General features: G+C 64.3%; 16 protein-coding genes and 1 tRNA gene. 7 read left to right on the forward strand and 10 right to left on the reverse strand.

Translation table 11 applies throughout. The annotated features are described in order from the left end of the window. Positions 1-278: 278 nt before the first annotated feature. The 4 genes from AC13D8_RS14305 to AC13D8_RS14320 all read left to right on the forward strand — a co-directional run bounded on the left by AC13D8_RS14305 (position 279) and on the right by AC13D8_RS14320 (position 4,156). Positions 279-797, forward strand: a complete 519-nt coding sequence (locus AC13D8_RS14305) for a phosphoribosylglycinamide synthetase (RefSeq protein WP_482969381.1) — start codon at positions 279-281, stop codon at positions 795-797. 324 nt (positions 798-1,121) lie between these two features. Continuing rightward, the gene (locus AC13D8_RS14310; RefSeq protein WP_482969382.1) at positions 1,122-1,673 is read left to right on the forward strand and encodes a hypothetical protein; all 552 of its coding nucleotides are present in this window, start codon (positions 1,122-1,124) and stop codon (positions 1,671-1,673) included. 144 nt (positions 1,674-1,817) lie between these two features. Next, positions 1,818-3,983: a phosphoribosylformylglycinamidine synthase subunit PurL gene (gene purL / locus AC13D8_RS14315; protein ID WP_482969383.1), complete on the forward strand. Its 2,166-nt coding sequence runs from the start codon at positions 1,818-1,820 to the stop codon at positions 3,981-3,983. A 96-nt stretch (positions 3,984-4,079) separates the two neighbouring features. Then, positions 4,080-4,156 (forward strand) — tRNA-Asp (locus tag AC13D8_RS14320). A 45-nt stretch (positions 4,157-4,201) separates the two neighbouring features. On the opposite strand, the gene AC13D8_RS14325 is transcribed toward AC13D8_RS14320, so the two are convergent. The 6 genes from AC13D8_RS14325 to AC13D8_RS14350 all read right to left on the reverse strand — a co-directional run bounded on the left by AC13D8_RS14325 (position 4,202) and on the right by AC13D8_RS14350 (position 10,053). Further along, complete coding sequence (locus AC13D8_RS14325; RefSeq protein WP_482969384.1) at positions 4,202-4,639, reverse strand: universal stress protein; 438 nt, start codon at positions 4,637-4,639, stop codon at positions 4,202-4,204. A 17-nt stretch (positions 4,640-4,656) separates the two neighbouring features. Beyond that, entirely contained in the window at positions 4,657-5,943 is a 1,287-nt protein-coding gene (locus AC13D8_RS14330) for a TRAP transporter large permease (protein ID WP_482969385.1), read from the reverse strand. Positions 5,944-5,946: 3 nt separating this feature from the next. Further along, positions 5,947-6,507, reverse strand: coding sequence for a TRAP transporter small permease (locus AC13D8_RS14335; RefSeq protein ID WP_482969457.1), 561 nt, complete (start codon positions 6,505-6,507; stop codon positions 5,947-5,949). Between the two features lie 150 nt (positions 6,508-6,657). After that, a complete protein-coding gene (locus tag AC13D8_RS14340) occupies positions 6,658-7,677 on the reverse strand; it encodes a TRAP transporter substrate-binding protein (protein ID WP_482969386.1) in 1,020 nt (339 codons plus the stop codon). Between the two features lie 139 nt (positions 7,678-7,816). Continuing rightward, positions 7,817-8,680 carry an alpha/beta fold hydrolase gene (locus AC13D8_RS14345; protein WP_482969387.1) on the reverse strand — a complete coding sequence of 288 codons (864 nt, stop codon included), beginning with the start codon at positions 8,678-8,680 and terminating at the stop codon, positions 7,817-7,819. Continuing rightward, positions 8,677-10,053, reverse strand: coding sequence for a dipeptidase (locus tag AC13D8_RS14350; protein ID WP_482969388.1), 1,377 nt, complete (start codon positions 10,051-10,053; stop codon positions 8,677-8,679). Before AC13D8_RS14350 ends, AC13D8_RS14345 begins: the two co-directional genes overlap by 4 nt. A gap of 217 nt (positions 10,054-10,270) precedes the next feature. Between AC13D8_RS14350 and hemA the strand changes: the two genes are divergently transcribed. The 3 genes from hemA to ispG all read left to right on the forward strand — a co-directional run bounded on the left by hemA (position 10,271) and on the right by ispG (position 14,024). Continuing rightward, the gene (gene hemA / locus AC13D8_RS14355) at positions 10,271-11,500 is read left to right on the forward strand and encodes a 5-aminolevulinate synthase (protein WP_129432890.1); all 1,230 of its coding nucleotides are present in this window, start codon (positions 10,271-10,273) and stop codon (positions 11,498-11,500) included. Between the two features lie 115 nt (positions 11,501-11,615). Next, positions 11,616-12,830 (forward strand): helix-turn-helix domain-containing protein, encoded by a 1,215-nt coding sequence (locus AC13D8_RS14360; RefSeq protein ID WP_482969389.1) that lies wholly within the window; start codon positions 11,616-11,618, stop codon positions 12,828-12,830. 69 nt (positions 12,831-12,899) lie between these two features. Further along, complete coding sequence (ispG, locus tag AC13D8_RS14365; protein WP_482969390.1) at positions 12,900-14,024, forward strand: flavodoxin-dependent (E)-4-hydroxy-3-methylbut-2-enyl-diphosphate synthase; 1,125 nt, start codon at positions 12,900-12,902, stop codon at positions 14,022-14,024. Between the two features lie 121 nt (positions 14,025-14,145). Here ispG and AC13D8_RS14370 read toward each other — a convergent pair whose 3' ends face one another. Genes AC13D8_RS14370 through AC13D8_RS14385 form a run of 4 tightly spaced genes read right to left on the reverse strand, consistent with a single transcriptional unit; the run spans position 14,146 to position 15,290 of the window. Next, positions 14,146-14,388, reverse strand: coding sequence for a hypothetical protein (locus AC13D8_RS14370; protein ID WP_482969391.1), 243 nt, complete (start codon positions 14,386-14,388; stop codon positions 14,146-14,148). A 49-nt stretch (positions 14,389-14,437) separates the two neighbouring features. Beyond that, complete coding sequence (gene grxD / locus AC13D8_RS14375; protein WP_482969392.1) at positions 14,438-14,800, reverse strand: Grx4 family monothiol glutaredoxin; 363 nt, start codon at positions 14,798-14,800, stop codon at positions 14,438-14,440. Further along, complete coding sequence (locus tag AC13D8_RS14380; protein WP_482969393.1) at positions 14,797-15,054, reverse strand: hypothetical protein; 258 nt, start codon at positions 15,052-15,054, stop codon at positions 14,797-14,799. The genes grxD and AC13D8_RS14380 overlap by 4 nt, the downstream gene beginning before the upstream one ends. After that, positions 15,054-15,290: a BolA family protein gene (locus AC13D8_RS14385; protein WP_104019011.1), complete on the reverse strand. Its 237-nt coding sequence runs from the start codon at positions 15,288-15,290 to the stop codon at positions 15,054-15,056. Before AC13D8_RS14385 ends, AC13D8_RS14380 begins: the two co-directional genes overlap by 1 nt. Between the last annotated feature and the right edge of the window lie 11 nt (positions 15,291-15,301).

Here is a 15,301-nt window from a genome sequence, read left to right on the forward strand (position 1 = left end):
CCTTTCCGTGTTTCGCGCATCTGAGCCAAACCCGAGTGCGAAATCAATCCTTCAACCCCTTTCCCGGTCACGATCCGGTGAAACCGCCGCTTGACGGCGGGTCGTCGGCATCGAGATGCTGACAGATCGGTCGAATATCAGCAAGATATTGCGAAATATAGGAATTTTCACACCGCCCCCTGACACGGATCGCCTGAATTCCCACCTCGGTTGCGTGAAACGGCGCAAACCGCGCCCCCGAAACCCGCAGGAAAACGCCTGCAGAAAAGGAGGAAAGAATGACCTTTCGTGACCTCGCACTCGCCACGGCCCTGACCAGCGCAGCGGCCCTCGCCGCACCCACGGCATTTGCACAGGACTCCGCGCAGCGGATCGACGATCCCGCTGTCGGAAGCCAGGTGGATAATCTGCCCAGGGCAAATGCCGATCTGCCAGAGATTCCAAACAATATCGACGTGGAAGCGGCTTCACCGTCCGAACTTGACCTCATGGGCAAGGACCTGACCGAGGCCGAGAAGACCCTCGTCAAGAACATCCTTGTCGAGGCAGAAAATGGGGCCACGCTCAGCTCGGTGGATGACTATGTCATTGGCGAGGTGAGCGGCACCATGGGCAATGCGGGATCAGACCACCTGATCTATGTTGATGTCCGCCAAGAGGCCGGTCTGGCGGCCGACCGTCTTGCCTTCCGGGCAAGCGCACTCAGTGTCGAGGAGGTCGGCGATCTGGAATACGCAATGACCCTCAAGGACCTGCGCAAGAACGTGGCGGAACGCGTTGCCACGCAGCGCATGTAACCCGGCCAGCGGGCAGGGCGAGCATGTCCTGACCCAGTGGCCCGTCAGCGGCCCGGCCTCGTGCCGGGCCGCTTTTCCCTCATCTGGCCCGAAAAACACGAGCCAAAGCCCGCCGATGTTTCACACGGGCTGGCGTTCAGGCAACTGACCGCCGATGCGCGAGGGCCGTTCTCGCGGGAATCTGCCAACTGGCACGCCATTCCGCCGACCGATCTTGAGAGCGCCCGAAGGCGTACCCAGTCTCGAAAGGCCGAAACGGCAACGAACGCACTCCGCCAAGGTGCGATCTCGAGAAATGCACTGGCAAGCGAAAGGAGAACCACCATGAAACTCCGGACCATCGCAACAACCCTTCTGCTGAGCACCGGACTAGCTACCATTGGCCACGCCCAAAGCGTCGGCGTTGGCACCGACGGAAGTGCAGGCGTGGGTGTCGGCGCAAGTACAGGCGGCACTGTCGACGGCAATGTGGGCGCGAGCGCCGACACAAGCGGAACCGCGAGCCTCGGCATCGACGGCGACAGCTCCGGCGATGTCGGCGCGGGCACAAGCGGGCGCGCCCAGCTCGGCGTCGCACTCGGCCTGGCCGGGAAAAACGCTGCGGAAATCACCGGGGCGACGGTCGTGTCTGCCGACGGTCAGGTGATCGGCACCGTGCAAGGCGCCCGGACCGACCCCGCGGACGGTAGCGTGCAAGCGCTTGTTTCCCTGGACGAGTCGGTCGGCCTGTCCGTCGAGACGCTGGCCTTCGAGGCCGCAAGTCTGAAGGCAGAAAGCGAGGACACGCTGGTCAACGCCATGACTGCCGCCGAATTGCGCAGCAATGTCGAAGCGCAGGCCTCGGGCAATGCCCGGGCCACCGCCTCGAACGACTAGGCATCGCAACACCGCAACCGGGCCGTTCCATACCGGCCCGGCGCCCCCCGGCTGCCTGCGGGCAGCCGGGTTCTGCCCCTTTCCCCCGGCCCGCCGATCGCATAAACAGGCGCGCAAAGCGCCAGCCGAGGGGACACCACGCCGATGCAAGAGCCCGATATCACGCCCGACCTGATCGCCGCCCACGGCCTCAAGTCAGAGGAATATGACCGCATCCTCGAAATTCTCGGGCGCGACCCCTCCTTCACCGAAATGGGCATCTTCTCGGCCATGTGGAACGAACACTGTTCCTACAAATCCTCCAAGAAATGGCTGCGCACCCTGCCCACCTCCGGGCCACAGGTAATCTGCGGACCGGGCGAAAACGCGGGCGTGGTCGATATCGGCGACGGGCAGGCCGTGGTGTTCAAGATGGAGAGCCACAACCACCCCTCCTATATCGAACCTTACCAGGGGGCTGCGACCGGCGTGGGCGGCATCCTGCGCGACGTCTTCACCATGGGCGCGCGCCCTGTTGCGGCGATGAATTCATTGAGCTTCGGCTCCCCCGACCACCCGAAAACCCGCCAACTCGTGCATGGCGTGGTCGAGGGGATCGGCGGCTACGGCAACTGCTTCGGCGTGCCCACGGTGGGCGGCGAAGTCCGCTTCGACCCCGCCTATGACGGCAACTGCCTCGTCAACGCCTTCGCCGCCGGATTGGCCGACGCGGACGCCATCTTCTACTCGGCGGCCTCCGGCGTTGGCATGCCGGTGGTCTATCTCGGGGCCAAGACCGGCCGCGACGGCGTCGGCGGCGCGACCATGGCCTCGGCAGAGTTCGACGAAAGCATCGAGGAAAAGCGCCCCACCGTGCAGGTGGGCGACCCCTTCACCGAAAAGCGCCTGATGGAGGCCTGTCTGGAGCTGATGGCCACCGGCGCGGTGATCTCGATCCAGGACATGGGGGCGGCAGGCCTCACCTGCTCGGCGGTGGAGATGGGCGACAAGGGCAGGCTCGGCATCCGCCTCGATCTCGACCGCGTGCCACAGCGCGAGGACGCCATGACCGCCTACGAGATGATGCTGTCCGAGAGCCAGGAGCGCATGCTCATGGTGCTGCGACCCGAGAAAGAGACAGAGGCCCGCGCCGTGTTCGAGAAATGGGATCTCGATTTCGCGATCGTCGGCGAGACCATCGCCGAGGATCGCTTTCTCATCCTGCACGGCAACAGCATCAAGGCCGATCTGCCGCTCTCCACCCTCGCCTCCTCGGCGCCCGAATACGACCGCCCCTTCACCGAGGCAGAGCCCCCTGCCCCGCTCGACCCCGACAGCGTCCCGGCGCTCGATCCCATCGACGGGCTCAAGGCGCTGATCGGCTCGGTCAATTACTGCGCGCGGCAATGGGTCTACGAGCAATACGATACGATGGTGATGGCCGACACGGTGCGCACGCCCGGCCTCGGCGCGGGCGTGATCCGCGTCCACGGCACAGAAAAGCTGCTGGCCTTCACCTCGGACGTCACCCCCCGTTACGTTGCCGCCAACCCCGAGGAGGGTGGCAAGCAGGCGGTGGCCGAGGCGTACCGCAACCTCACGGCCCTGGGCGCCGTGCCGCTCGCTAGCACCGACAACCTCAACTTCGGCAACCCCGAGAAACCCGCGATCATGGGCCAGTTCGTCGGCGCGATCCGCGGCATCGGTGCCGCCTGCGCAGCACTCGACATGCCCATCGTGTCGGGCAACGTCTCGCTCTACAACGAGACCGACGGCACCGCGATCCTGCCCACCCCCACCATCGGCGCGGTGGGCCTGATCCGCGATCCCGACACGGCCATCCTCGGTCAGGCGCGCGAAGGCCATGTGGCGTTGGTGCTTGGCGAGACGCATGGCCATCTCGGGCAATCGGCGATCCTCTCGGAAGTGTTCAACCGCGCCGAGGGCGACGCGCCCCCCGTCGATCTCGAGGCCGAGCGCCGCCACGGCGATTTCATCCGCGACAACCACGCGCTGATCCGCGCCTGCACCGATCTCTCCGATGGCGGGCTCGCGCTCGCCGCCTTCGAGATGGCCGAGGCGGCAGGCGTGGGCGTCCATCTCGACGCGGACGACATGGGCACGCTATTCGGCGAGGACCAGGGCCGCTACCTGATCGCCTGCAATTTCGACCAGGCCGAGGCGCTGATGATCGCGGCTGGCAAGGCAGGCGTGCCGCTCACGAGCGTGGGCCGGTTCACTGGCGACACCGTGCGCATGGGCCGGGTCGAGGCGCCGCTTGCCGAGCTTTCGACACTCTACCGCGGCACCTTTGGCACGGTTTTCGGGTAAGGTCGGGACACCCCTGAGCCCGGGTGACGGGAAATGCGCGCACCCGGAGATTTCGGGATTGACGGCGGCGCGCAGCTTGCCTATCCAGCCGCTCACGCGGTTGTAGCTCAGTTGGTTAGAGTGCCGGCCTGTCACGCCGGAGGTCGCGGGTTCGAGCCCCGTCAACCGCGCCACTCTTTATCCCGTTTGGATGATGTTCCGCACCCGTCCGATGCCTGTCAGACCACCAGAACGGGGATGTCAGACAGCCCTGTCACCTTGTGCGAGACACTGCCGAGCAGATAACCCTCGACCGAGCCCATGCCGCGGCTGCCGATCACGATCAGGTCGTTCTCGTGTTCCTTGGCGAATTTGACAATGGTGCGCGAGGTGGGGCCGGACTTGATGAACGCGCGGACCTCGGCAAAGCCGGAGTCGATCGCGTGCTTCTTGGCATAATCAGCAACTTCGCGGGCGTGGGCCGACATGATATCGTCGAGATTGCCGGGGTCGGATGGCCGCACCATCGACAGCGACGCCTCGAGCATCGAGTGGTGGCGGTAAACCGTCAGGATGGTCAAAGCCGCGTCGGTGAGGCGGGCCATTTCCATTGCCTTGTCGAGAGCATTCTTCGCGTTGGGCGAGCCGTCGAAGGGCACAAGAATCGATTTGAACATGGACGTTCTCCTCGGGGTTATTTCGCGAAGGCCAGATCGCGCAGGAAGAGCGCGATCTGCGGGAAGTAGATCAGCGCCACGGCGACCGAGAGCAGGATGAAGATAAAGGGCGGCGTGCCGCGGATCACCTCCCAATACGGCCGCTTGAATACCGCGATAGCGGTAAAGATGTCACAGCCAAAGGGCGGCGTGGCCGAGCCGATGGCGACCTGAAGCGTGATGATCGTGCCCACCAGCACCGGATCGAGGCCCACGGAGTCCACCACCGGCGCGAAGATCGGCACCATCACGAGGATCACCACGATCGGATCGACGAACATGCAGCCGATGAAAAAGGCGATGGAGATGACAAAGAGCACGCCGATCTGTCCCATCTGGTCGATGCCTATGGACCCGAGGATTTCCTGCGGAATCTGGGCAAAGGAAATCACCCATGAAAACGCCGCCCCGACACCCACGAGAATGAACACCACCGCCGTGATCAGCCCGGTGGATTTCGCCGTGTCGTAGACGCCAGAGAGGTCAAGCGAGCGAAACACCAACACTTCGAGGATGAGCGCGTAGAGCACGCAGGCTGCCGCCGCCTCTGTCGGGCTGAAGATGCCGCCATAGATGCCGCCGATGATGATCAGCGGAAAGCCCAGCGGCCAGAGCGCGTGCTGAATGGCACGGGCGCGGTCCGGCCAGCTTGTCTTTTCCTCGGTGGGCACATTGTTGCGCACCGCGTAGATCCACGAATAGATCGAGAACAACAGGAGGATCAGCAGACCCGGCCCGATGCCCGCGATGAACAGCTCGGCAATCGAGGTGTTGGAGACGACGCCATAGATAATCATCCCGATGGATGGCGGGATCAGGAACGCGATGTCCGACGAATTGACGATCAGCGCGAGGATGAAACTGTCGTTATAGCCGGCCTTCTGCATCCGGGGCCGCAGCGGAGAGCCGATGGCGACCACCGTCGCCTGGGTCGAGCCCGAGACCGCGCCAAACATCGTGCAGGCCGCCGCCGTCGATACCGCGAGCCCCCCCTTGAGGTGGCCCACGAAGGCCATCACGAGATCGATCAGCCGCCCCGCCGATTGCCCGCGCGTCATGATGTCGGCGGCAAAGATGAACATCGGTACCGCGATCAGCGAGGCGGGGCGGATACCCGCCATGATCTGTTGAATCATCGTCTCAAGCTGACCAAACCCGCCAAACAGCGTGTAGAAGCCCACGAAGGCCCCGACGATGAGCGGGATCATCATCGGAAAGCCGAGGAGAAGCAGGACGATCATGATCGAGAAAATCGTGACAGCCATGGCTCAGACCTCCATCTCGTTGTCGTCATATCCCTCAAGCACGGCGGTCGAGAGGTAGATATCCCTGGACAGGATGTTCTTGATGGCCGTGAGCAGGTATTGCAGCCCGGTCATGAAGAAGCCGACGGGCACCCAGACAAGGGTGATCCACACGGGGATTTGCAGCGAGGGCAGGACACGGCCGCGCCCGGCCTGCGTTAAGATGTAATTGAAGGAGTAATAACAAAGCCCCAGCATGAACACCGCCGTCACCAGCGCGATCACGATCATCATGAGTTTGCGCACCTTGGGCGGCAGCGCGTCGTAGATGGCCGACATGCGGATGTGACGCCCCTGCCGGGCGGCATAGCTGATCCCCGCGAAGGTGATCAGGATGATCAGGATGCGGTTAAGCTCTTCGGAAAAGAAGATGCTGTTCTGAAAGACGAAACGCCCCACCACGTTGGCGACGGTATTGGCCGCCATGAGAAGAACGCCAACCGCAAGCATGATCGCCTCGACGCGCGCAATCAGGTTGTCGATGGTGCCGAGAAATCCAGGCAGCGTCGAAGAATAGGCGTCCACTGACGGTGTGGCGCGTATCGGTTCTTCCGGCGGTGACGCGCCGTCCGTTTCAGGCTTGTCGTTCACGGCTGACCCTCCCCGTGAATATCAATTGTAAAATATGGGTGCGGGGGCGGCGGGATGCGGGCCGCCCCCGATGTGGTGCCGGTGTTATTCGGTCACGGCTTCGAGGTCGGCCTTCATCTGGTCAAGGATCTTCTTGCCGCTCTCACCGGTCATTTCGATGAAGCGGTCTTCGACCTGTTTGCCAGCCTCGATGAACGGCTGACGCTGCTCTTTGCTGAGCACGTTGATCTCGATCTCGGGCTTGGCGTCCTTGATTTTCTTGATGCTCTCTTCGTGCAGCCCTTTCTGGTAGTCGATGATGTGATCGAACGCCACGTCGATCGCATCCTGCACGACCTGTTGCTCCTCGTCCGAGAGGCCGTCATAGAAGTCCTGATTGGCCATCACGGCGGTGGTAAAGTTGTTGTGGCCCAGACAGGTGATGACCTTGGACACCTCATACATGTTGGCGGACCAGTTCCAGAACATCGGGTTTTCCTGCCCCTGAATGATGCCGGTCTGGAGCGCGCCGTAAACCTCGCCCCACGGCAGCGGCGTGGGTGTCGCACCAAACGCCTGATAGCTTTCGACAAGCAGCGGGTTGGTCATCACGCGCACCTTGACCTCGTTGAGGTCTGCCGGTTCGGTCACCGGTTCCTGCGTGGTCACACAGACCTCGCCCTCTGGGAACATGGCCAGCAGCTCCAGCCCTTGCTCAGCATAAAGCTCGGGGAACATCTCGTTGACCGCCTTCGAGGTGCGGAAAAATTCACCGAGCGCCTGGGTGTCCTGCGGCAGCAGGTAGGGGACGAAAAAGACCTGCGCCTCGGGGATGAGCGAGCCGGTGAAACCCGGGCTCTGATCGACGAATTGCAGGATGCCGGCCTGCGCCTGTTCCATCGTATCGGCGGATTCACCGAGCGTGCCATAGGGGAAGAGTTGCACCTGGTGGTCGGAATTGGCCTCGACCTCTTCCTTGAATTTCTGGGCAAAGACGCCCTGCACGTCCTCAAGCGCCTCCTCAAAGGCGTATCGCCATGTATCGGCGGTCGCGGCGGTCGCGCTGAGGGCCAGAATACTGGTGGTGGCGAGCGCCGTGAATGTGCGTTTGACGAATGGGGTCATAATTTTCTCCCTCCAGTTAACCTACCCTTCGAGCCTGTCTCGAACTGATCCACATGTCAAATGAGTCCACTAAGCCATTGTTAAAATTAACAATACACCGGCGTTGAGCGAGAGTCGCGCATGCCGTTCTAGACGTGTTTCAACGCGCGCGCGCGTCGAGGAACGGCTGTAGGGCGGTGCAGGTGGCGGTGGGGTTGGTGTCGGGAAAAAAATGGCCGCCGGGGATCGCCTGTGCCTGCATATGGCGGCATTTCGCGGCCCACGCGGCAGGCACGTCGTAGTGCCGCGCCATCGCACCCTGCGCACCGTAAAGGACCAGCGTGGGACAGGCGATGCAGGCGTCCGCATCGGCGCTGTCATCGGCCATGTCACGGGCGAGCGTGGCGCGATAATCGTTGCACATGCCCCGGATGGTGTCGGGGTCGCGCCAGGCCGCGCGGTATTGCGCCAGTTGATCCGCATCGAAATCCGCGAGCTGCGCGCCGCCCCACCCGAGCAGACAGGCGTAAAAGAACGCATCCGGGTCGGCCTCGATCATGCGGTCGGGGAACGGGTATGGCTGGGCAAGAAAGAACCAGTGGTAATAGGACTGCGCCACCGGCCAGCGCAGATCGGACAGCAGGGTATGCGTTGGAATGATGTCCATCAGCACAAGGCTGCGCACCCGGTGGCCCGCATCGAGCGCGAGCCGGTGGGCTACGCGCGCACCCCGGTCATGGCCGATGAGGTCAAAGCGGTCATGACCGAGGCTGTCCATGAGACCCGCCATCTCGCGCGCCATCGCGCGGAAGCTGTAGGCGTCCAGACTGCCGGGCTTGGCCGAGGCGCCATATCCAGGCAGGTCAGGGCAGATCACGGTGTGGCTCAGCGCCAGTTCCGGTGCGATATGCGCCCACATGGCGCGGCTCTGCGGAAACCCGTGCATAAGCAGCACTGGCGGCCCCTCGCCACCCATGCTGTAGCCAACGTTATCGGTCTGGTGATCGGTGAAGCCCGGGATCATCTCGCCAGCGCGTCAAGCACCCGTGCCCAGCTTCGGATACCCTTGTGAAAGCTCGTCACGTTGTACTTCTCGTTGGGCGAGTGGATCGCGTCATCCTCTTGCGCAAAACCGATCAGCATCGCGTCGAGCCCGAGGATCTCCTTGAAGAACCCCGCGACCGGGATCGAGCCGCCCATGCCTGTGAGTACCGCCTCGCGATTCCATTCATCCGACAGCGCCTGCCGCGCGGCCTCGAATTCGGGGCGGTTCGTGTTCATCACCACCGCAGGAGAGCCGTCGAGGTCCTGGTTCCAGGTGATGTTCGCGTCCGGCGACAGCCGGTCCTCCACATGCTTGCGAATTTTCCGGCGCAGCGTGTCGGGGTCCATGTCCCCGACAAGGCGACAGGTGAGCTTGCAATGCGCCTTGCTTGGGATCACCGTCTTGGTGCCCGCGCCCTGGTAGCCGCCCCAGAGCCCGTTGATTTCCAGCGTGGGGCGTGCCCATTGCTGCACCAGCGTGGAATAACCCGCCTCGCCATGCGGCTGCGTCATGCCCACCGAGGAGAGGTATTCCTCCTCGTCGAAACCGCAGTCTTGCCATTGGCGCAGCAGCTCGTCTGGCACCTCGTGCACGCCCTCGTAAAAGCCCTCGACCGCGACGCGGCCCTGATCGTCGTGGAAAGACGCGATGATGCGGGAGATTTCCCGCAACGGGTTGAGTGCCGGGCCGCCGTAATGGCCGGAATGCAGGTCGATGGAGGGGCCCTGGATGGTAAATTCGTCCTTGAGCATACCCCGAAGCTGCGACGCGATCGACGGCACGCCGGGCGCCACCATAGAGGTATCGCAGATCAGCGCGAGATCGGCGGAAAGCTCGTCCGCGTTCTCGCGCAGGAAGGGGATGAGCGAGGGCGAGCCCGATTCTTCCTCGCCCTCGAAGAAAAAAGTGATCCGGCAGGGCAACGTGCCGTTGACCGCCTGCCAGGCACGGCACGCCTCGACGAAGGTCATGAGCTGCCCCTTGTCATCCGAGGCACCGCGCGCGCGGATCACGCGGCCCTTATCGGTGTCCTGGATTTCGGGGGCGAAGGGATCGCTGTGCCACAGATCGAGCGGGTCCACGGGCTGCACGTCGTAATGGCCGTAGAACAGCAGGTGCGGCCCGTCGCCCTCGACATGGCCTACCACCATCGGGCGGCCCGGGGTGGCGCGCTTTTCCGCCTTTACGCCAAGACTTTGCAGGTCGGCCACGAGCCAGTCGGCGGCGGCCTCGCAATCGCCCGCATGGGCCGGGTCGGTCGAGATCGAGGGGATGCGCAAAAGCCCCGTGAGCCGGTCGAGCGCCGCGTCGAGAGAGGTGTCGATATGCGCAAGCGTCGCGGGTAGGGTCATGGGCCGGGCCTTTCGGACTGTTTGATGCTGTGGTCAGCGGCGAGGGTAACAGGCGCGGCGGCGCTGTCCAGACGCTTGACCCATGTCAAGGTGAGGGGTCGCGGCGTTTTGTAGCCTGTTCTCATCCGGGTGATACGGTATACAAGCCCCCGGAAATTGACTAGATAATGGGCATAGGGGCGAAGCACCGACGGCTCTCGAAGGGAAGGACATGCCAGTGGATTACGTGGCCAAGCTGGATCAGGCAATCGCGCGTCTGCACGAGGAGGGGCGCTATCGCACCTTTATCGACATCGAACGCGAGAACGGCAATTTCCCGCATGCCACGTGGTGCAGGCCCGACGGGTCGGACCAACCGATCACCGTCTGGTGCGGCAATGACTATCTCGGCATGGGGCAGCACCCAGTGGTGCTCGAGGCGATGCACGAGGCGATCGACGCCACCGGTGCCGGGTCTGGCGGCACGCGCAATATCAGCGGCACCACCGTCTATCACAAGCGGCTGGAGGCGGAACTGGCCGATCTGCACGGCAAGGAGGCGGCGCTGCTGTTCACCTCGGCCTATATCGCCAATGACGCGACGCTGAGCACCCTGCCCAAGCTGTTTCCCGGCCTCATCATCTATTCCGACGCGCTCAACCATGCGAGCATGATCGAGGGCGTGCGCCGCAACGGGGGCGCCAAACGCATCTTCCGGCACAACGATGTGGCGCATCTGCGCGAGTTGATGGCCGCCGACGACCCCGCCGCGCCCAAGCTCATCGCCTTCGAATCGGTCTACTCGATGGATGGCGATTTCGGCCCCATCGAGGCGATCTGCGATCTGGCGGATGAATTTGGCGCGCTGACCTATATCGACGAGGTGCACGCGGTGGGCATGTATGGCCCGCGCGGCGCAGGGATTTGCGAGCGCGACCGCCTGATGCACCGGCTCGACATCATCAACGGCACGCTGGCCAAGGCGTATGGCGTGATGGGCGGCTATATCGCCGCGAGCGCCAAGATGTGCGACGCGGTGCGCTCCTACGCGCCGGGCTTTATCTTCTCGACCTCGCTCGCCCCGGCACTCGCGGCGGGGGCGCGGGCCTCGGTCGCCTTTCTCAAGACCGCCGAGGGGCAAAAGCTGCGCGAGCGTCACCAGACGCAGGCCAAGATCCTCAAGACCCGGCTCAAGGCGCTGGGCCTGCCGATCATCGACCACGGCAGCCATATCGTGCCGGTGATCGTGGGCGACCCGGTGCATACCAAGGCGCTCTCGGACATGCTGCTCGACGGCTACGGCATCTACGTGCAGCCGATCAATTTCCCCACCGTGCCGCGCGGCACCGAACGGCTGCGCTTTACACCATCGCCGGTGCATGGTCCCCGCGAGATGGATGCGCTGGTGCGCGGAATGGATGCACTATGGAGCCAGTGTGCGCTGAATCGCGCCGAATGCGCCGGGTGAAGCACGCAGACGTGCAATGCCGCTTGCCTTGTGTTAACGTGTCCTAAACAAAAGGTTGTAAGCCGAATCGTAGATATCGGTTCCTAGGCAGGGACATGCAAGAGGCTCGTGGCACATGATAGGCCGCCGTCGGACGCTCGACACGAACACCGAAGAGGCCGATATCCGCGGTTTCGACGCCTATGACCTGCGTCTTGGCGACCTGATGCGCGGCGAGCGCGCCACCCTTGGAAAATCGCTTCTGGATGTCGAGCGCGAGTTGCGCATCCGCGCCAATTACGTGGCCGCCATCGAGAATGCCGACCCCTCCGTTTTTGACACACCCGGGTTCATCCCCGGTTACGTGCGCTCCTACGCGCGCTATCTCGGCATGGACCCTGACCGCGCCTTTGCCGCGTTCTGCACTGAATCGGGGTTTTCCATCGCGCATGGCATGTCCGAACAGGCGTCGTCACGCTACCGGCCCGCCGCGCCCCGGAAGGAACCAAAGTCCAGACCTGCGGCGGGCGATTCCCTGTCGGGCATAGGCACGCCCTTCGCCCCCGCGCGCGAAAGCGTGCTGTCGCGGATCGAGCCGGGCGCCATCGGCTCGGCCTTGGTCCTGGTCGCGCTCATCGGGGCCATCGGCTATGGCGGCTGGAGCGTGCTTCGGCAGGTGCAGCAGGTCCGGCTCTCGCCAGTAGAGAACACGCCGCTGGTGCTTGCCGAACTCGATCCACTGGACCGAGCGGTAGACACGGACGCGGCCCCGAGCGGATTCGAGGCCCCGCGCGAGGACCGGCTGACACGGCTCTATCGGCCCAGCCCGCTCGAGGTGCCGGTGATGGTCGCGCGCGACGCGCCGATCTCGATGCTCGACCCGAGCAAGGTAGGCACGCTGAGCCCCGCCCCGCCCAAGGCTGACCGCGACAGCGCCATCGAACGCGCCCTGCTCGCGGCGCAGCAGACGACCGATGATGCCCCGGCGGTGGTGCCAAAGGTGGTAGAAGGCGCGCCCGACAAGGTTCAGGTCGTCGCCGTGCGCCCGGCCTGGGTGCGCGTGCGCGCCGCCGACGGCAGCGTGATCTTCGAGGGAATCATGAACGCGGGCGATACCTACGAGGTGCCCGGCACGGAGGAGCCGCCGACCATCCGCGTGGGCGAATCCGGCGCAGTCTATTTCGCCGTGAACGGCGAGCATTACGGCCCCGCAGGCCCGCGCGGTGCGGTAACCGCGAACCTGGCGCTGGCCCCCAATGCGCTGACCGAGCGCTACACGCTCGCCGACCCGGACTCGGATAACGACCTGATGCGCGTCGTCGCAGAGCTGCCCCAAGAACCGCAGCAATAGCCCGGTTGTCCCGACAGGCCCGGCAGGTTATCTGGACCGGGAGAGCATCCCAACCCAACGGGGCCAGCCATGACGCACAATCCCATCCGCCCGTGGCGCAATATCGAACGCCGCCAATCCCGCCGGATCATGGTCGGTTCGGTCCCGGTGGGCGGCGGGGCACCGATCACCGTGCAGACCATGACCAACACGCCCACCACCGACGTGGCCGCCACCGTCGCGCAGGTGCAGGCCGCCGCCGAGGCGGGGGCCGACATCGTGCGCGTCTCGGTGCCCGACGCGCCGTCGTCGCGGGCCCTGCGCGAGATCGTGCGCGAAAGCCCGGTGCCAATCGTCGCGGACATCCATTTCCACTACAAGCGCGGCATCGAGGCGGCGGAGGCGGGCGCAGCCTGCCTGCGGATCAACCCCGGCAATATCGGCGACGAGCGGCGCGTGCGCGAGGTGATCGCTGCGGCGCGCGATCATGGCTGTTCGATGCGGATCGGTGTGAACGCCGGTAGCCTTGAGAAACACCTCCTGGACAAGTATGGTGAGCCCTGCCCCGACGCGATGGTGGAATCCGGCCTCGACCATATCCGCATTCTTGAGGACAACGATTTCTTTGATTTCAAGATCAGCGTGAAGGCGTCCGACGTGTTCATGGCCGTCGCCGCCTACATGCAATTGGCCGACGCGACCGACGCGCCGCTGCATCTCGGCATCACCGAGGCGGGCGGGCTCATGTCCGGCACGATCAAGAGCGCGATCGGGCTGGGCAACCTGCTCTGGGCCGGAATCGGCGACACGATCCGCGTAAGCCTGTCGGCCGACCCGGTCGAAGAAGTGCGCGTCGGCTATGACATCCTCAAGTCGCTAGGGCTGCGGCACCGGGGCGTCAACATCATCTCCTGCCCATCCTGCGCGCGGCAGGGCTTCGACGTGATCGCCACGGTGTCGGAGCTGGAAGAGAGGCTGGCGCATATCAAGACGCCGATGAGCCTCAGCATCATCGGCTGCGTGGTCAACGGCCCCGGCGAGGCGCTGATGACCGACGTTGGATTTACCGGCGGTGGCGCGGGGCACGGCATGGTCTATCTCGCAGGCAAGGCAAGCCACAAGATGTCGAACGACGCGATGATCGCGCATATCGTCGAAGAGGTCGAAAAACGCGCCGCCGAGATCGACGCGAGCGCAGCGCAGGCGGCAGAATAAGCCCGGAAAAACCGGGGCATTCCGGCCAGGCATGGCTGGGACGCCCACGGTTTGACCGCGCGGGAGATGGCCTGCTCTCACGCCCCCCGCACCCCGATCCGACAGCCGGTCCCGGCGGCGCTTACCGCGTCTCGTCCTGTCCGGTGTCGCCGTCGTCGTCCCCCGCGTTCTCGGTCTCCGGGTCGTACCCGCTCGCACCTTCCTCCAGGAGGGTGACGTGGGTGCTGTCGGTCTCGGGATCGTAGGCGAGGCCGTAATTGCTGTGCCCATCCTCCCGCACCCGATGCCATTCGTGCCAGGCTGCATAGGCAAAGATCGCGATGAACGGCGTAAGCAGGACCAAGGCGAACGCGCTGGTAGGCATGGTCACCTCCCCGATCGGCACGGGGCGAGCGGTATGGCGCGTGTTACCCTCACGCGTTGGCTTCGCGGATCTTCTCGGCGGCGGTCTTGTCGTAGGCCACGCCACTCTTGTCGAGAAGCTGGTCGAGCTCCCCCGACAGCGTCATCTCGGTCACGATGTCGCAGCCGCCCACGAACTCTCCCTTGACGTAGAGTTGCGGGATCGTGGGCCACTCGGAGTAATCCTTGATCCCCTGGCGGATGCCCTCGTCGGCAAGCACGTTCACGTCGGCGAAATCGACGCCCATGAAATTGAGCACCCCCGCCACGCGGCTGGAAAAGCCGCATTGCGGCATGTCCTTGGTGCCCTTCATGAACAGCACCACGTCGGAGGCGCTCACGGTTTCCTGGATGCGGGTCTTGGCGTCGGTCATTTTTTGCGGTCCTTGGGTATGAAGAGTTTCGCGTAGGTCTGCGGATCGCGGGAGATGCGATAGGTCATGGATTGCCCGCCGCTCACCCCGGAGGAATAGTGCGATTCGATGATGCTGTCGCCGGATCCCGGCTCGGTGCCGCGCCCGGCCCCGCTCCCGCTCTCGCGCTCCTGGCGCAGGACCTGCGCGGCGCGCAGCACGGCAAGCAACAGGACGAGGCCTGACAGCACCGTGATGATCGCTGCACCCGACATCAGCCGGGGGCCTTGGTGGTCAGCGCGAGCGCATGGATCGCGCCGTCGGGGCCATCCATCCTGCCCTTGAGAGCGGCATAAACGAGACGCTGCTGCTGCACGCGGTTCAACCCGCGAAAGCTCTCGTCGATGACTTCGGCGGCGAAATGCACGCCGTCATCGCCCTCGACGGTGATGCGGGCATCTGGCAGAGCCTCGCGGATAAGCGCCTCGAGATCGGAAGCGAGAAGGGCCATCGGCTTGTCTC

Source organism: Roseovarius sp. B-10 (genome assembly GCF_056859295.1).